Source organism: Isoptericola sp. NPDC057559, from assembly GCF_042801555.1.
GTDB lineage: Bacteria > Actinomycetota > Actinomycetes > Actinomycetales > Cellulomonadaceae > Isoptericola.
Genome location: NZ_JBHVFQ010000001.1, coordinates 108,763 through 125,757, shown reverse-complemented (window position 1 = coordinate 125,757; position 16,995 = coordinate 108,763). Strand labels below are relative to the sequence as shown.

The 16,995-nt window shown below is 75.9% G+C and carries 15 protein-coding genes; 10 read left to right on the top strand and 5 right to left on the bottom strand.

Going from position 1 to position 16,995, the window contains the following annotated elements:
- Positions 1-56 precede the first annotated feature (56 nt).
- Together ACFU5J_RS00515 and ACFU5J_RS00510 are read left to right on the top strand one after the other, a co-directional pair.
- Complete coding sequence (locus ACFU5J_RS00515) at positions 57-1,499, top strand: sensor histidine kinase (RefSeq protein ID WP_430577444.1); 1,443 nt, start codon at positions 57-59, stop codon at positions 1,497-1,499.
- Positions 1,500-1,567: 68 nt separating this feature from the next.
- Positions 1,568-2,200, top strand: coding sequence for a response regulator (locus ACFU5J_RS00510; RefSeq protein WP_430577753.1), 633 nt, complete (start codon positions 1,568-1,570; stop codon positions 2,198-2,200).
- Between the two features lie 39 nt (positions 2,201-2,239).
- Here ACFU5J_RS00510 and ACFU5J_RS00505 read toward each other — a convergent pair whose 3' ends face one another.
- Positions 2,240-3,220, bottom strand: a complete 981-nt coding sequence (locus tag ACFU5J_RS00505) for a hypothetical protein (RefSeq protein WP_430577443.1) — start codon at positions 3,218-3,220, stop codon at positions 2,240-2,242.
- A 117-nt stretch (positions 3,221-3,337) separates the two neighbouring features.
- A complete protein-coding gene (locus tag ACFU5J_RS00500) occupies positions 3,338-3,781 on the bottom strand; it encodes a nitroreductase/quinone reductase family protein (RefSeq protein ID WP_430577442.1) in 444 nt (147 codons plus the stop codon).
- A gap of 207 nt (positions 3,782-3,988) precedes the next feature.
- On the opposite strand from ACFU5J_RS00500, the gene ACFU5J_RS00495 reads away from it, so the two are divergent.
- From ACFU5J_RS00495 to ACFU5J_RS00465, 7 genes are all read left to right on the top strand, one after another.
- Positions 3,989-4,882, top strand: coding sequence for an ABC transporter ATP-binding protein (locus ACFU5J_RS00495; protein ID WP_430573346.1), 894 nt, complete (start codon positions 3,989-3,991; stop codon positions 4,880-4,882).
- Positions 4,879-6,123: an ABC transporter permease gene (locus ACFU5J_RS00490; RefSeq protein ID WP_430573345.1), complete on the top strand. Its 1,245-nt coding sequence runs from the start codon at positions 4,879-4,881 to the stop codon at positions 6,121-6,123. Before ACFU5J_RS00495 ends, ACFU5J_RS00490 begins: the two co-directional genes overlap by 4 nt.
- A gap of 138 nt (positions 6,124-6,261) precedes the next feature.
- A complete protein-coding gene (locus ACFU5J_RS00485) occupies positions 6,262-7,578 on the top strand; it encodes a cytochrome ubiquinol oxidase subunit I (protein ID WP_430577441.1) in 1,317 nt (438 codons plus the stop codon).
- Positions 7,575-8,561: a cytochrome d ubiquinol oxidase subunit II gene (locus ACFU5J_RS00480; protein WP_430577440.1), complete on the top strand. Its 987-nt coding sequence runs from the start codon at positions 7,575-7,577 to the stop codon at positions 8,559-8,561. The genes ACFU5J_RS00485 and ACFU5J_RS00480 overlap by 4 nt, the downstream gene beginning before the upstream one ends.
- 119 nt (positions 8,562-8,680) lie before the next feature.
- The gene (locus ACFU5J_RS00475; RefSeq protein ID WP_430573342.1) at positions 8,681-8,920 is read left to right on the top strand and encodes a hypothetical protein; all 240 of its coding nucleotides are present in this window, start codon (positions 8,681-8,683) and stop codon (positions 8,918-8,920) included.
- A gap of 57 nt (positions 8,921-8,977) precedes the next feature.
- A complete protein-coding gene (locus ACFU5J_RS00470) occupies positions 8,978-10,624 on the top strand; it encodes a hypothetical protein (RefSeq protein ID WP_430577439.1) in 1,647 nt (548 codons plus the stop codon).
- A 9-nt stretch (positions 10,625-10,633) separates the two neighbouring features.
- The gene (locus ACFU5J_RS00465; RefSeq protein ID WP_430573340.1) at positions 10,634-12,349 is read left to right on the top strand and encodes a PQQ-binding-like beta-propeller repeat protein; all 1,716 of its coding nucleotides are present in this window, start codon (positions 10,634-10,636) and stop codon (positions 12,347-12,349) included.
- Here the strand turns inward: ACFU5J_RS00465 and ACFU5J_RS00460 are convergent.
- Complete coding sequence (locus ACFU5J_RS00460; RefSeq protein WP_430577438.1) at positions 12,320-13,045, bottom strand: PadR family transcriptional regulator; 726 nt, start codon at positions 13,043-13,045, stop codon at positions 12,320-12,322. The two genes, ACFU5J_RS00465 and ACFU5J_RS00460, sit on opposite strands and share 30 nt — an antisense overlap.
- Before the next feature lie 204 nt (positions 13,046-13,249).
- On the opposite strand from ACFU5J_RS00460, the gene ACFU5J_RS00455 reads away from it, so the two are divergent.
- Positions 13,250-15,157 carry a cation:proton antiporter gene (locus tag ACFU5J_RS00455; protein WP_430573338.1) on the top strand — a complete coding sequence of 636 codons (1,908 nt, stop codon included), beginning with the start codon at positions 13,250-13,252 and terminating at the stop codon, positions 15,155-15,157.
- Between the two features lie 33 nt (positions 15,158-15,190).
- Here the strand turns inward: ACFU5J_RS00455 and ACFU5J_RS00450 are convergent, their stop codons facing one another.
- Complete coding sequence (locus ACFU5J_RS00450; RefSeq protein ID WP_430573337.1) at positions 15,191-15,997, bottom strand: ABC transporter permease; 807 nt, start codon at positions 15,995-15,997, stop codon at positions 15,191-15,193.
- Positions 15,994-16,905, bottom strand: a complete 912-nt coding sequence (locus tag ACFU5J_RS00445) for an ABC transporter ATP-binding protein (protein ID WP_430573336.1) — start codon at positions 16,903-16,905, stop codon at positions 15,994-15,996. The genes ACFU5J_RS00450 and ACFU5J_RS00445 overlap by 4 nt, the downstream gene beginning before the upstream one ends.
- Between the last annotated feature and the right edge of the window lie 90 nt (positions 16,906-16,995).

Here is a 16,995-nt window from a genome sequence, read left to right as displayed (position 1 = left end):
AGACTTCCACCTCGCGACGGAGGCGCCCACCGCGCCGCGCTCCCTACGCTGGGCGGATGCCGCAGCAGACCGTGACGGGCCGTGCACCCGCGACCGCACCGGGCGAGCAGGGGTGGAGCGGACGCCTCGCCGCCTGGTGGGGGATCGACTCCGGGTGGGAGCGGGTCCCCGCCGACCCGGCCCGCGCGTACCGGAACGACCTCTGGCTCGGGGTGGCGTTCGTCGTCGTGTCCGTCGTGGGCACGGAGCTCGCCCGCAGCATCGGGTACTTCGAGGACGAGCCGGCCCCGCCGTGGGTGCTCTACCTGCTGTCCGCCGCCGGCGCCGCCCCGCTGGTGTGGCGCCGGCGGTACCCCCTGGTGGTCCTCTCCGTGGTGTACGCCCACTTCCTCGTGGTGGGGCTCACCGTCCCGATGGTGACGATGCTCGCCCCGCTGCAGGTCGTGTACTTCGTCGCCCTGTTCAGCGCGGTCGCGTGGGCGCGCGACCGGCAGGCGATGGTCGTGGTGGTCGGCGCCGCGCTGTTCGTCATGTTCGGCTGGCTGGCCTGGCAGTTCGCGGTCGGCGCGGGCATCGACGGCATCGTCGAGCAGATGGGGCTGGCCGACGAGCGGCCCGGCCTCGTGGACCCCGGCGTGGCCGTCACGGCCTACAACCTGCTGGTCAACTTCGCCTACTTCTACGGGGCCGTCGTGGCCGGTCAGCTCATGTGGCACGGCGCCCGGCGGCGCGAGCAGCTCGAGGACCAGGCCGCGACGATCGAGCGGCAGACGGCGGAGCTGCAGCGGCAGGCCGTCGTCACCGAGCGGCTGCGCATCGCGCGCGAGCTGCACGACGTCGTCGCGCACCACGTGTCCGTCATCGGCATCCAGGCCGCGGCCGCACGCCGGATGCTCGCGGGCGACCCGGCCGCCGCCGCGGCGCCGCTGGCCACCATCGAGGGCGAGTCGCGGGAGGCGGTGACGCAGATGCGCGGCCTGCTGGGCACCCTGCGCGGCATCGAGGACGGCGGGCGCGACGCCGTGCGTGACGGCGGCGTCGGCGGCGCGGGCCGTGCGCCGGAGCCGGGCCTGGCCGACGTCACCGGCCTCGCCGACACCACCGGCGGGCTCGACGTCGAGGTGCGCGTGGTCGCCGAGCCGGGCGCCGTCGACGGCGTGCCCGGGCCCGTCGGGCTCAGCCTCTACCGCACCGCGCAGGAGGCGCTGAGCAACGTGCGCAAGCACTCCACCGCGCGACGCGCGAGCGTCGTCGTGCGCGTCGACCGCCGCCCCGCACGGCGCGACGACCCGGACGCCCACCGCTTCCCGCACGGCTTCGCCGAGGTCGAGGTGCTCGACGACGGCCGCCCCCGCCCGGGCTCCGCCGGGACGGGGCTGGGGCTCGTCGGCGTGCGCGAGCGCGTCGCGACGCACGGCGGGCTGGCCGACGTCGGTCCGCGCGCCACCGGCGGATACCGTGTGCGGGTACGCCTGCCCCTGCCCGAGGACCGCCCGTGACACCCGCCGACGCGCCCGTGCGCGTGCTCCTCGTCGACGACCAGCGCCTGGTGCGCTCCGGCTTCGCGATGATCCTGTCCGTCGAGCCCGACGTGGAGGTGGTCGGCGAGGCCGCCGACGGCGCCCAGGCGCTGGAGCAGGTGCGCGCGCTGCGCCCCGACGTCGTGCTCATGGACGTGCAGATGCCCGTCATGGACGGCATCGAGGCCACCCGGCGCATCGTCGCCGACGACCTCGCCCGGGTGCTCGTGCTCACGACTTTCGACGACGACGCCTACGTGGACGACGCCCTCCGCGCCGGCGCGTCCGGCTTCCTGCTGAAGAACTCCGACGCCGACCGGCTGGTCGACGCCGTCCGCACCGTCGCGCAGGGGCACGCGCTCCTCGCGCCCGAGGTCACCCGGCGCGTCATCGAGCGGATGGTCGCGGGGGAGGGCCCTGCCGCGGTCGTGGGGGGCGCCACGGGCGCCGCGGCCGCGCCGTCCGACCCGCGACCGTCCGACCCGCGGCTGGAGCACCTCACCCCGCGGGAGAGGGAGGTCCTGGTGCTGGTGGGTCGCGGGATGTCCAACGCCGAGATCGCGGCCGAGCTGTTCCTCGGCGAGGCGACCGTCAAGACGCACGTCTCCAACGTGCTGTCCAAGCTGCACCTGCGCGACCGCGTCCAGGCGGTCGTCTTCTACCACCGCACCCTGACGTAGCGGCGGGTCGTCGTCCGATGACGGCACGACGACCGACCACTACGTCAGCAGGACGAACGCCTGGTCCGCGGGCCAGGGGTGCGGGGACCAGCCCGCCCCGGCCAGGACGCGGCGCACCTCGTCGACGGCCACACCGCGGGCGACGTCCCGTCCGGTGAACCGCAGCAGGACGGCTCCGTGGCTCGTCAGCCCGTTCTGCCGATACCGGTCGCCGAAGAGGGCCTCCGGCGTCGTGTGGGCGTCGCGTCCGTCGAGCTCCAGGAGAAGGACTCGGCCGCCCGGGAGGAGCCACGCCAGGTCGACGCGGGCCAGGAACCGGCCGCGCGCGTCCCGCACCACGAGCTGCAGGGCGTCGGGCGAGCAGTGCGCGTCCGTGCAGGCGATCCGGGCCGCCGTCTCGATCGGCGACTCCGCCCGCGGGTCCGACTCGTCCCACCAGGGCGCCGCGCCCGCCGCCCCTCGTCGACCGCGCGCGGCCTCGCGGGCCCGGCGGAACTCGTCCTCCGTGACGACCCGCCGGTGCCGGGCGGAGTCCATCAGCGCGACGGCGTGCCCCCGGTCGAGCTCGGGGACCGCCTGCGCCAGCGCAAGCTCTCCCGGGACGCAGGGAAGGCCTCCGACGACGACCCATCGCCGCAGCCGATCGCGACGCACCCGCCCGGGTCCGCCGGACCGCGGGGAGCCGTCGGGGAACGTCACCTCCGGCGTGATGGCCGCGGGCGCGCCCTGCACGCCCTGCCACACGAGGGCGCACAGCCCGGTGGCGACCGAGCCGGGACGGGCGAGGACGCCGACGAGCGCCGACCGTCGTCGGGGGAGGTCGAAGGGGTCGGTGGTGCCGCCCGCCACGCCGGTGTCGAACACCCCGCGAGCCACGCGGTCCCAGTCCTGGCGTCCGACCAGCGCGGCGACGTTCTGCTTCGTGAGCCCGTGCTCGTGGCACTGCCCGGACGACACGAGCCCCTCCTGCGCGGCGGCGACCTGCCTGAGCGACGCGGGGACGACGAGGCGACGATGCATCCCGGAAGCAGACCAGAAGTCGGGGCGGTGGCCGGACGTGATCCACAGCCCTGGCAGGTCGACGTAGCGATCGGTCCTCGTACTGCGTCCGGACGAGGACCGATCGCTACGTCGAGGTCACGCGCGGGGCGTCAGCCGGATGACGGGCAGCTCGCGGTCGGTGCGGGACTGGTAGCGGGCGAACCCGGGGGAGCGGGTGGTGACCGCCCGCCAGGCGGCGGCGCGCTCGGCCCCGTGCAGCTCCTCGGCGACGACGGGCACCGTCCGACCGCCCGTCGTGACCGTCGCGCGGTCGGGGTGGGCCGCGAGGTTGAGGTACCAGGACGGGTTCGCCGCGGCGCCGGCGGCGGACGCGACGACGATCCAGCTGCCGTTCCCGCCCGGGAAGCCGCCGACGGGGGTGGACCGCTCCCGACCGGTCTTCCGGCCGATCGTCGTCAGCGCGAGGAGGTCGCCGGTGGTCCGGCCTGCGCGCCGCGCCATCCGGCGGTTCCGGCCGGCGAGGAAGCGGCCGCGCGGCTGGCGGGCGCCGCGGGTGCCCTGCGGGGAGGTGAACGTCATCGTGCGCTCCTTCGTCCGGGTGGCTCGTGGTGCAGGTGGCTCGTGCGTCCCGACGCACGGTGCCAGGGCTCGCCGCCGCCCGGTACCGACCGTCGTCCACCGTGCCGCGACGAAGGTCGGGGGTGGGCGCTCCGCCGCCAGGGGGAGGCGTCGATCTCCGCCGCCGGGCGGATCCGCCGGGCGGGCGCGCTCCGTAGGTTCGTGGTCATGGACAACGACTTCCTCGAGGTACGGGGACTGACCAGGACGTTCGGCGACCTGACCGCCGTGGACGACGTGTCGTTCGCCGCGCCGGCGGGGCAGCTGACCGGGTTCGTGGGCGGCAACGGGGCCGGCAAGACGACCACGATGCGCATGATCATGGGCGTCCTGGCGCCCACGGCCGGCGAGGTGCGGTTCGGCGGGGCGCCCGTGACGCGCGCGGACCGCCGGGCGTTCGGCTACATGCCGGAGGAGCGCGGGCTGTACCCGAAGCAGCCGGTGCTGGACCAGCTCGTCTACCTGGCCCGGCTGCGGGGCATCCCGGCCCCCAGGGCGCGCGCGGAGGTGCTCGACATGCTGGACCGGCTGGGCCTGGCGGGCCGGTCGAAGGAGCACGTGGAGAAGCTGTCGCTCGGCAACCAGCAGCGGGTGCAGATCGTGGCCGCACTGATGGGCGCGCCGCGGCTCCTGGTGCTCGACGAGCCGTTCAGCGGCCTGGACCCGGCGGCCGTCGACGGCATGGTCGACCTGCTCGCCGAGCACACCTCCCGGGGCGTGCCGGTGCTGTTCAGCTCCCACCAGCTCGACCTGGTGGAGCGGCTGTGCGAGCGGCTCGTCATCCTCAAGGCGGGGCGCGTCATGGCGGACGGCGCCCCGAGCGACCTGCAGCAGGCCGGAACGCTGCGGCACCGCCTCGTGGTCGACGGCGACGCCGGCTGGGTGCGCGGCGTGCCCGGCGTGCACGCGGTGGACGTCGACGGCCCGGTCGCGCTGCTCGAGGTGGCGGACGACGCCGCCCTGCAGCGCCTGCTCGCCGGCGCCCTCGAGCGCGGCGGCGTCCGCGAGCTCACCCCCCTCCGGCCCACGCTGGCCCAGATCTACCGCGAGGTGACGGCATGACCACCACGACCCCGACCCGCCCGGACACGCACCGGCCCGACGCCGGCCGCCCGCACGACGAGGGCACGCGCGGCGCGTGGCTCGTGGTGATGAACCGCGAGATCGTGGTGCGCGCCCTGAACAAGACGTTCCTCGTGGGGCTGCTCGTCTCCGTGGTGATCATCGCGGCGCTGTCGGCGTTCTTCGCGTGGCAGAGCGGCAAGACGGACACGTTCACCGTCGCGGTCGGCGCGGGGGACACGACGGCGACGGCGGCGGTCGAGGCGGCGGACGCCGTCCCGGAGGAGCAGGGCGGGGGCGCCGAGCTCACGGTCCTCGACGTGCCTGACGACGCGGCCGCGCGCGCGGCGCTCGCGGACGGCGACGCGGACGCGTGGCTGCACCCCGCCGACGGGGACGACGGCTGGGTCCTGACCGGCGAGGCGAGCCCCGACTCGACGCTCGCCCGCCTGATCACGGCGGGCGTGGCGGCGCAGACGCTGGAGACCAACGCGGAGGCGGCGGGCACCACCACGGCGGAGCTCACCGCGGGCGGCACGGTGACCACGGACCGGCTCGACGGCCGGGCGCTGGACCCGCAGGCGCTGTTCTTCGCGTCGTTCGGCCTGGCGCTGCTGTTCTTCATCGGCGTCATCGGCTCGGGGCAGATGATCGCGGGCAGCGTGGTCGAGGAGAAGCAGTCGCGCCTGGTGGAGATCATGGCCACCGCGGTGCCGCTGCGTCAGCTGCTGGCGGGCAAGATCCTGGGCAGCTCGGTGGTGGCGCTGGCACAGAACGTGGTCTTCGCGGCGGTGGGCCTGGCGGCGCTGTCGTTCACGCCGGCCGCGTCGATCCTGCCCGCGCTCTCGACGTCGCTGGTGTGGTTCGTGCTGTTCTTCGCCGTCGGCTTCCTGGGCCTGGCCGCCCTGTACGCGGTGGCGGGCGCCCTCGCGTCGCGCATGGAGGACCTGCAGCACACCACCACCCCGATGACGATGGGGATCATGGGCGTCTACTTCCTGACGTTCTCCGCCAGCGGCACCCTGCAGACCGTGCTGTCGTACGTCCCCGTGGCGAACGTCGTCGCGATGCCGGTGCGCGTGCTGTCCGGGTCGGCCGCGTGGTGGGAGCCGGTCGTGTCGCTGCTGATCCTCGTCGCCTTCGCCGTCCTCGCCGTCCTCGTCGGGGAGCGGGCCTACCGCGGGGCCCTGCTGCAGACGGGCGGCCGGGTCTCCTGGAAGCGCGCGCTCGCGCGTGCGTGACCGAGCGACCGACCGAGCGACCGACCGGGCGCCCGACCGAGCGACGGTAGGGGAGTCCCCCGAAATCGCTCAGGGTTGTCCCCCGATCCCTGGCAAAACCCTGGGATCGGGGGGCTCGCCCTGTCTAGCGTCGGCCTCATGACCGCCGTCGACGCCGCCCGCCTGCAGTTCGCGCTGCTCGCCGGGACCCACTTCCTCTTCGTCCTGGTGACGCTGGGACTGGGCCCCGTCGTGGCGATCCTCCAGACGCGCTGGGCGCTGGGTCGCGACGCGGCCCGGGCGGCGACGCTCGAGAGCGCGACCCGCTTCTGGGGTCAGCTCTACCTCGTCAACTACGCGCTCGGCATCGCCGCCGGCATCGTCATGGAGCTGCAGCTCGGCCTGCACTTCCCCGGCCTGCTCGACGTCGCCGGCGGCGTGTTCGGGGCCCCGCTGGTCATCGAGACGATGGCGGCGTTCTTCCTGGAGTCGACGTTCCTGGGGCTGTGGGTGTTCGGGTGGCACGTGCTGCCCCGGTGGGCGCACACGGCGGCGTTCTGGGCGGTCGTCGTGACGGGGTACCTGTCGGCGTTCACGGTGATGGTGGCCAACGGGTTCCTCCGCAACCCCGTCGGCTTCACCATGACCGGCGGTGAGGCCCGCGTCACCGACGTGGCGGCGCTCATCACCAACCCCGCGGCGCTGCTGTCCGCGCTGCACGTGGTGGGCGCCTGCCTCATGGCGGGCGCCTTCCTGCTGGTCGGGGTGAGCGCGTGGCACCTGCGCCGCGCGACGACGAGGCTGCCGGGGGTCGTCGCGGCCGGCGTCCCGGGCGCCGTGCTGTCGCCGGAGAACGACGTGTGGCGGCGGTCGATGCGCATCGGCCTGGTCACCGGGACGGTCGGGGCGTTCGTGGCGGTCGGCTTCGGGTACGCGCAGTTCGGGTACCTGCAGGCCGTGCCGGGCGGCGACCCGCCCGTGGTGGGCATCGCGTACGCGGTGATGCAGGGCGTGGGCCTGCTGACGTTCGTCGTCGGGTGCGTGCTGCTGCTCCTGCTGCCGCGCCAGGCGCTGTTCCGCCTGTGGGGCCCGCTGCGCAACGGCCTGTTCGCCACCCTCACCGCACTGCTGCCGGTCCCGTTCCTCACCGCGCTGCTGGGCTGGGCGGCGCGCGAGATCGGCCGGCAGCCCTGGGCGATCGCGGGCGTCCTGCGCACGGAGGACGCGGTGTCCGGCGCGTCCGCGGCGGTCGTCATCACGTCCCTCGTGGTGCTGGTCGGCGTGATGGTCACCCTCGCCGTCGTCGACTGGACGGTCATGGCGCGCCTGGCCCGCCGCGGCCTGACGCGGCTCGCGCTCGGCGCCCCGCCCGCGGAGGTGCTGCGCGACGTCGACGGCGGCCCGGACGACGCCGGTGCTCCCGGAGCCGGCGCCGCGGACCGCGCCGACGTCCTCACCTTCGGAGGTGCACGATGAACGCGCTCGGCTGGGGACTGCTCCTGACGGTCCTCCTGGGGGGCTGGGCCGCGCTGGACGGCGCGGTGCAGGGCGGCGTGCCGCTGGTGCGCGCCCTCGGCGGCCGGGAGGACTCGCGCCGCCGCGTTGTCCTCGCGACCGTCGCGCCGCTGCTGCTGCTCGGCGAGGTGTGGCTGGTCGCCGCCGCGGGCGTCCTCGTCGCGGCGTTCGGGCACGCCGAGACGCTCCTCTGGTCGGCGGGCTACCCGTTCGTCGTGGCCCTGCTGGTGGCCTGGGTGGTGCGCGACGCCGCGCTGTGGCTGCGCAGCCGGCTCGCGGGGCCGCGCTGGCGGGAGCGGTGGGACGTCGTCGCGCAGGTCGCGTCCCTCGCGTTCCCGGCGGCCTTCGGTGCGATCGCGGGGGTCGCCTGGGTGCAGCTGTCGGTGGTGGGCGCGCAGGCCGACGGCGGCTCGGGGGCCGCGCAGGCGCTCGCCGTCGGCATCCCGGTCGTCACCGCGGGCCTCGGCGTCGCGGCGGCGCGGGTGCACGGCGGGCTCGTCGTCGCGGCCCGGGCGCCCGCCGCCCTCGCGGTAGAGGCCCGGCGGCGCGTGCGGCGCGCCCTGGTGCCGGCCGCCGCCCTGGCCACCCTCGCGGCGCTCGCCGCGCTGGCCGTGGCCGCCCTGGGCACGGCCTCCGCGCTCGTCGCGGCGGTGCTGCTCGTCGCCACGGCGGGGCTGGCGCTCGCGGCCCGGTTCGACCTCGACCGCGGCGTGCACCGCACGGGGGCGGTGCGGGGCGCGGGGCCGGTCCTCGCGGTCGTCCCCGTCGTGGCGACGGCCGCCGTCGTGGGGCCTGCGGTCCTCGCGCTCGCCGCGCCGCCCGCCGTGCTGCACGGCCTGACGTGGCCGGTGCTGGGCGCCTTCGCCGCCGTGCTGGTGGCGCAGGCCGTGAGCTGGCGGGTGCTGCTGCGCCCGCTGGGGCCGCGCACGGTCGTCTTCCTCTGACCGGCCGAGCCCGTCCGCGGCACTCCTGACGCGGACGTCACGCCGGGGCAACACGGCCGCAACGCGTGCGGCGCAGCATGGGGGCGTGCGGCCGGACGGGCCGCCGGAAGGAGGCCCTGATGTCCATGTCCACCACGCCGGTCCCGACGCCCCTCACGATGCCGACCCGCCCGAGCCTGCCCCGGCCGGTCGCGGCGGCGCCGGCCCGCCCGGCGCACCCCGTCGGCGAGGCCCCTGCCCGTCGCGCCAACCCCGGCGACCGGCTCACCGTGGACCCGGACGACCGGCGCCGCCGGGCCCGCACGGCGCTGCTCGAGCTGGCGGTCTCCCGCAGCGTGGAGCGCGGCCGGGTGATCTGACCGGCGCGCCGCGGGACGCGGGGCGCCGGTCCGTGGGAGCGCCGCTACCCTCCGTCCATGTCGCGTCGCCGGAGCTCGATGGCCACCTTCGACCTCCAGCCGGACGAACCGGAGACGGTCGACGACGCCGCGGAGCCCGAGGACGTCCCGCCCGGCGCGGGGGAGCGCCTGGTCGCGGCGGTCCGCCGGGTGCGGCCGCGCACGTGGGGGATCGTCGCGGGCGCGGTCGCGGGCGCGGTCGTCCTCACCGTCGGCGGCACGGCCGCCGGGAACGCCCTGGCGGAGCGGCACCGGCTGGACCTCCTGGTCGCCGCGCCCGGCGGGGTGCGCGACGCCGCCGCGGCCGTGGCCGACGAGGGCTGGAGCGCGGGCACCGACAGCGGCGTGCTGGCGGTGCTCGCCGGCGGCGTCGTCGTCGCGCAGGACGGGACCGACGCCGTCGGCCTCGACGCGGCGACCGGCGACGAGGCGTGGCGGGAGCCCCTCGGCGAGCAGGTCGAGTGCGGCCCCGGCCCGGTCGACCCGGTGGAGTGGACGATGCCCCTCGACGAGGTGGTGTGCCTCAGCGGGGACCTGACGGACCGCGCCGTCTCGGTGATCGCCGCGGACGGCACGGTCGTCGGCACGCGCGGCCTGGGCGACGTCTCCGGGCTGACGGTCGCCCCCGCCGCGGGCGGGACGGTCCTCGTGGTCGAGCCGGACGGGCCGCTGCCCGAGGCCCGGGGGTTCGCGGACGAGGACGCGGCGCTCCGCGCGCTCGAGACGCTGGACGGGCCGGGCCTGCGGGTGCGGGTCGAGGACGCGCTGAGCGGCCACGTCCGCGCCACCGTGGACGTCCCGTTCGACCCGGCGGCCACGGACCAGTGCCTCCTGTGGATGAACGACAGGATCGAGCTGGACTTCGCCGGCTACGGTCTGCGCTCGTCGCCGGGCCTCGTCGAGCTGGGCCGGTGCGGCGCGCACCTCGTGTGGACGCCCCCGGGGGCGGGGGAGACGGCGCCGGTCGTCGGGGCGCCCGGGAACGGCGAGGCGGCCCTGCGGTCCGTCGACGGCGGGGTCGCCGTGCCGCAGGACGACGGCCGGTCGCGGCTGACCGCGCTGGACGGGCCGGACGTCGTGCTGCCCGGGGTCCTGCTCGACCCGGCGGCCACGGACGGCTCGGCCGGCCCGCGGCTCGTCCTGACGGCCGACGGCCTGACGGCGCTGGACCCCGCCGACCTGGGCGGCGACCCGCTGTGGGTACGCCCCCGTCAGGGCGGACCCGTGCCGGAGGAGGAGCCGGGCCTGCTCGACGACGGCTCCGAGGTGCTGGTGCGGACGGCCGGCACGGTGCTGCTCCAGCAGCCCGACGGGGTGCTCGTGGGCCTGGACGCCGGGACGGGCGCGGAGCGCTGGTCGGTCGCCGAGCCGGTGCCGGGCTGGCAGGACGACCGGTGGCTCCAGGGCGCGCTGACGGACGGCCGCGAGGCGCTGCTGACGGTCGCGGGGGACGACGACGGGTACACGCTGGTGCGGCTCGACCTGGCCACCGGGCGGGTGCTCCAGGAGGACTCCCGCGCGGAGCGGCTCGGTGAGCGCCCGGCGGCGCTCGGCGGCGTCCTCCTGCTGCGGACGACGGAGGGCGACGGGGCGTCGTACGTCAGCGAGGACGGGATCACGGTGCATCGCGATCCCGGGTCGCTGCGGGGTACCGGCCGGGCTTAGTTTCGAGGTGTGGCCCGACGGCACGGCGCCGACGACGACGCCTTCACGTTCGACCTCGAGCCCGACGGCGACGAGGAGGACGAGGTTGCGGCCGAGGTGCGGACCACGCGCCGGCCCGCCGTGTCGGACGGCCCGCTCCTCATCGACCTCGACCCGGCGGACGACGTCGACCTCGACGAGCTGCCGCCCGAGGAGCCCGTCGGGCTGACCCTGCGTCAGGCGGCCGACCGTGTCCGCGGGTTCCTGCGGGGGCGGCGGCTGGTCGCGGCGGTGGTGGTCGTCGCGGCGGCGCTGACGGCGGTCGTGGTGGACACGGTGGGCGACCGTGGCCGGCTCGCGGCGCTCCGTGCCGCGCCGGGCGGCGTGCTGGACCTCACCGACGAGCCGCGCGAGGTGTGGCGGGTCCCGACGGAGGGCAGCGCGCCCGGCGGCCTCGTGGGGGTGCTCGGCGGCCTGGTGGTGGCGCAGCAGGGGCCCGCCCTGCTCGGTCTGGACGTGGAGACGGGGGACCGGCGCTGGAGCGTGGCCCTGCCCGACGGGTCGACCACCTGCGGGCCGGGCATGCAGGTCTGGTCCGGCGACTTCCAGCCGTCGCCGACGGAGCGGATCGTGTGCGTGTCGGCCCGGCCGGCCGCCGGGGGCGGCCGCAGCACCGTCACGGTGGTGGACGCCGACGGGACGGTGGCGGGCTCGCGGGAGGTGGGGTTCGCGTCGACGATGGCGTTCCCCGGGCCCGACGGCGGCCTCGTGACGACGGAGTGGGTGGGCGACGCCGCGCCGGTCGACCCGGAGGTGGCGGACGAGGTCGCGGCGGGCGCGGCGGGCGCGGGGGCGATCCCCGACGGCTACGACCTGCGGGTCCGCCTGGAGGACGGCGCCACCGGGAAGGTCCGCTGGGAGAAGACCATGCCGTTCGACGCCACGGTGGACCCGGCGATGTGCGTGCGTTGGGCGGAGGACGGCACGACGTCGGGGGTGGACCTGCGCGGCGGGGTGCAGACCTCGATCACGGACCACGTGCTGTGGCTGGGCGGCTGCGGCGTCGACGCGTGGTTCACGCCGGACGGTGTGCGGCTGGACCGGCCCGGGGACCGGCCGACGTTCGAGGGGTTCTCGGTGGAGCCGCTCGCGACGGGCGGCTACCTGGCCGGGGTCGACGCGGACGCCGTCCTGCGGGGCGGCGACGACCCGGACCGGCTGCTGCGCGCGGACGGCAGCGAGGTGCGTGCGCTCCGGGGCCGCTACCTGGTGCCGCTGAGCACGGACGGCGGCGGCGACGGGGTGGTGCTGGAACGGCGCCGGGACGCCACGGTGGCGACCGACGCCGACGGCGACGAGCTGTGGAGCACCGACCTGCGCGCCTCGAACCTGCTGGTCCGGACGGCGCAGGTGGCGGTGGTCGTGGACGAGGGCCGCCGCGTGTACGGGCTGGACCTCGGCACGGGCGAGGTGCTGTGGTCGCGGCCCGACCTCGTGGAGGGGGTCGACGCGCTCGGCGCCTACGGGCCGCGGTTCGTGGAGGCGGCGTTCACCGACGGGCGGCTGGCCGCGTTCGTGGTGCCGGACTACGCCCGTGGCGACGTCGTGCACTGGGTAGCGCTCGACGCCGCCACGGGACGGCAGCTCTGGCAGCTGCAGCTCGGCGGCGACGGCTGGGGGGTCCAGCTCGCCGTCGCCGGGCGGCTCGTGCGGTGGTCACCGACCGAGATCGTCGGCCTCGGCTGACGGGTCGTCGGTGTCGTCCGCGTCGGCGTCGGTGACGTCGGTCGCGTCCGCCAGCACGAGGTAGACCTCGCGCCGGGCCTTGTCGAGCACCGCGGCCGCGGCCTCGGCCTGGGCGCGGCTGCCCGCGCGGGCGACCTGCTCGACGGCGCCGCCGAGGGCGCGCATCGCGACGTGCAGCTCGTGGCCCTGGCGGCGCGGGTCCTCGGCCACCTTCTGCCACGGGTTGCCGAGCTCGTCGCGGTGCTCCTCCACGTAGGCGCGGCCCTCGTCCGTGAGCGAGGCGAGGCGGCGTCCGCCGTCGTCCGCCACGGAGACGAGGCCCTCGTCCTGGAGCTGGGAGATGGCCGGGTAGACGGCGCCCGGGCTCGGACGCCAGCGGCCGTCGGTGCGCGAGGCGAGCTCGGTGATCACCTGGTAGCCGTGCATGGGCTGCTCGGAGAGCAGCAGGAGGAGCGCGGCGCGGATCTCGCCGCGGCCGGCGCGGCGGCCGCCGCCCCGGTGCCCGCGCGGGCCGAAGCCCGGGCCGAAGCCCGGAGGGACAGGCGGGAACCCGGGGCCGAAGCCGTCGGGGCCGGGGAACTCCCCGCGCCGGCGGCGGTCGCCACGGGGGCCGGGCTGCCGGTCGAAGGGGTGCCGGTCGAAGGGCCGGGGATCGAAGGATCGGGGGTCGAAGGTCGTGTCTCGGGGGGTACGCATGAGCGGTGTCCTCACTGTGTGGGATTCAGGGTTCGTGTCGGCCGGGGAGTGCCTGCGGCACCTCTACCTCGGGCGGCGACGTATCTAAGATAGGACGCGATATATCGTTACGCAACCCCTGACGGCGTGTGACCTGAGTCACTCTGATTCCGGTTCGGTGACGGCCCCGGGAGAACGCGCGGGCGGGCGCTTACGTTGTTCGGCATGGACGTCCTCCTCGTCAGCGTGCTCGCGGCGGTCGTCGTCATCGCCGTCACCGCCCTGGCACCCCGCGCCGGGGTCGCCGCGCCGCTGGTGCTGGTGCTGGTCGGCGTCGCCGTGAGCTTCCTGCCCGTCGTCCCGGCCATCCCGATCAACCCCGAGGTCATCCTCGTGGGGGTGCTGCCGGCCCTGCTCTACGCCTCGGCGGCGTCGTTCCCGTCCATGGACTTCCGCCGCGACTTCACCGCGATCGGCGGCATGGCCGTGCTGCTCGTGGTCATCTCCGCCGTCCTCCTCGGGTTCGTCTTCTCGGCGGTCATCCCGGGCATCGACCTCGCCGCCGGCATCGCCCTGGGCGCCATCGTCAGCCCGACGGACGCCGTCGCCACGTCGATCATCAAGAAGCTGGGCGCACCGCAGCGGGTCGTGGTCATGCTCGAGGGCGAGGGCCTGCTCAACGACGCCACGTCGCTGGTGCTGCTGCGCTCCGCCATCGCGGCGACGGCCGTGAGCGTCAGCGTGTGGGGCGTGGTCGGCAGCTTCGTCAAGGCGGTGCTCCTCGCGGTCGTCATCGGCCTGATCGTGGGCCGCCTCGGCCTGTGGGTCCGCGAGCACCTGAAGCATGCCGCCCTGTCCACCGCCGTGTCGTTCGTGGTGCCGTTCGCGGCCTACCTGCCGGCCGAGGAGCTCGACGCCTCCGGCATCGTCGCCGCCGTCGCGGCCGGCCTCGTCACCAGCACGCTCTCCGCGCGGCACCTGCGCCCCCAGGACCGGGTCGCGGAACGCATGAACTGGCGCACCATCGAGACCCTGCTCGAGGGCGGGCTGTTCCTGGCCATGGGCCTCGAGGTCTTCGGCCTCGTCGAGGACGTGCGCGAGGCCCACGGCTCCCTCTGGCTGGCGGTGGGCGTCGCGACCCTCGCGGCGGTGTGCGTGATCGCGCTGCGCGCGATGTTCGTGCTGCCGCTGCTGCGCTACCTCGCGGCCCGGCGGCGGCGCGCGGAGCAGGTGCGCGAGACGCTCGACCAGATGGAGCGGCGCGTCTCCGCGAAGCTCGACGAGCTCAGCGACTCCCGCGGGATCATCACGCCGCAGGCGGCCACCGAGCTCGCGACGTCGTGGTCGACGGGGGACCAGCGGGTCTGGGAGCTCGGGAACGTGCGCCGCCAGGTGCAGAAGCAGCAGCGCCGCCGCAGCGTCCAGGCGGCGAAGCGGGCGGCGGCGGGGTCGCTGTCCGAGGGCCAGCGGGAGCGGCTGCGCAAGCGCCGCATGGACCGGGTCACGGAGTTCCGGCGCCGGTTCACGCGGCGGATCGCCGACGTCGACTACCTGCTCGCGGCCCCGCTCGGGCCCAAGGAGGGCGTGGTCATCGTGTGGGCGGGCATGCGCGGCGTCGTGACACTGGCCGCGGCCCAGACGCTTCCCAACGACTTCCCGCAGCGCTCGCTGCTCATCCTCATCGCGTTCGGCGTCGCCGCCGGCACCCTGCTGGTGCAGGGCGGCACGCTGCCATGGGTGGTGCGCCGGCTGGGCCTGTCGGGCGTCACCTCCTCCCGGTTCGTGGAGGGTACGGAGGGCCTGCGCGAGATCGTCGACGGCACCGCCAGCGAGATGCTCGACGACCCCGACCTGCGCCGCAAGGACGGCACCCCGTACGCGCCGTACGTCGTCGAGCGGGTGCGGTCGGTCGTCGTGCGGGAGCAGGCCGACCAGGACGAGGAGGAAGCCACGCCCGAGGAGCTGTCCCAGCAGTTCTTCGAGCTCCGCCTCGCGACGATCGCCGCGCAGCGCAAGGCCCTGCTGGAGGCCCGGGCCGTGGGGACGTACGACTCGGACCTGCTGAGCAGGGCCCTGGAACAGCTCGACGCCGACCAGATCGCCGTCGAGATGCGGGGGCACCTCGACGGCTGATCCGGCCGGCGTCGGTCGGTCAGGCCGCCATGATCAGGACGACGAGATCTCGCTGCGGGCCACGCGCCACAGGCCGCCGACGAGCGGGGCGACCACCCAGATGAGGGCCGCGGTGCCGAGGTGCGCCCAGCCCTCGCCGTCGAGCCCACCGCCGAAGAGCAGCGGCTCGGTCGCGGTGCCGAGGTCGATCCACGGGATGGCGCCGGCCATGCCGGGGACGAGCCCGGCGAGGAGGCCGAAGAGCGTCGGCACCAGGAGCAGCGTCACGATCGCGCCGGGCGTGCTGCGCAGCAGCAGGCCGAAGCCCACGCCCTGCGCCATGAACAGCACCACGGTGAGCGCGAGCAGGAGGACCGACTGGAACGACAGGTCCCACGCGGGGGTGGCGTCGCGGAACACGATCACCAGCAGGTGCGCGAGGGCGGCGAGGCCGACGGTCAGCACGAGGAGCGCGAGGCCGGACCCGATGGCGCCGACCACCTTCGCCAGGCCGACGCGGGTGCGGCGCGGCTCGAGGGTGAACGTCACGAGGGCGGTGCGCTGCGACCACTCGGAGGTCGCCGCGAGCACGCCCACGATGGGCAGCAGCATGGCGGACGGCGTCGTCGTGCCGATGACGAAGGCGCTGAACGAGTGGTTGCCGCCGTTCACGCCCACCATCACGGCGAGGACCGCGATCGTGACGATCGCGATGACGGCGAGCATCCAGCGGCCGGCGCGGGTGTCGAGCTGCTTGCGCCACTCGACCAGCGTGAGCGTGCCGAAGGAGATGGGCCGGACGTCCGCGCGGGAGCTGCGGGTCCTGGTCGCGTCCTGCGCGACCGTCGATGCGGTGGTCATGCCGGCACCTCCGTCCGGGTCTGCTCGCGGGCGTCGTCGGCGGTGAGCTCGAGGAAGAGGTCCTCGAGGCCGCGGGAGTCGGCGGCGCGCAGCTCGGCGAGCACGACGCCCGCCGCGGCGGCCGCGCGGCCCACGTCGATCGGCTCCGACTCGACGGAGAGCCCGCCGGTGACGAGCTCCTCGACGCCGGCGCCGCCCTGCCGCAGGGCGCGGGCCAGCGCGGCGTCGTCGGTGGAGCGGACGAACGTGCCGGCCTGCCGCAGCAGGTCGTCCTTGTGGCCCTCGGCGACGACTCGGCCGCGGCCGATGACGACGATCCGGTCGGCCACGGCCTCCATCTCGCGCAGCAGGTGCGAGGAGAGCAGCACGGTGCCGCCGCGGGAGGCGAAGTCGTCGAGCAGGTCGCGCATCCAGCGGATGCCGGCCGGGTCGAGGCCGTTGGCGGGCTCGTCCAGGATGAGCACCTCGGGGTCGCCGAGCAGGGCGGACGCGAGGCCGAGCCGCTGCCGCATGCCGAGGGAGTACTGGCCCACGCGGCGGGCGGCCTCCCGGTCGGTGAGGCCCACCAGCTCGAGGGTGGTGTCGATGCGGCGGCGGTCGACGCCGGTCATGAGCGCGCCGAGCGTGAGCACCTCGCGGCCGGTGCGGCCGGAGTGCTGGGCGCCCGCGTCGAGCAGCACGCCCACGCGCCGGCCGGGGTTGGCGAGCGCGGTGAACGGCTTGCCGAGGACGCGTGCCGAGCCCGACGTCGCGGGCGTGAGCCCGCAGATCATGCGCATCGTCGTGGACTTGCCGGCGCCGTTCGGGCCGAGGAAGCCCGTGACGTGGCCGGGCTCGACGGTGAACGACACGTCGTCCACGGCGGCGGCCGGCCCGTATCTCTTGGTGAGGTGCTCCACGGTGATCATGGGCTCCAGCCTGCCCGGGCGTGGGCGTCCGCGCGTCCGGCGAGGGGATGGTTCGTGTCCTCCTTCCGGAGGATGCGCCCCCTCCGCCCG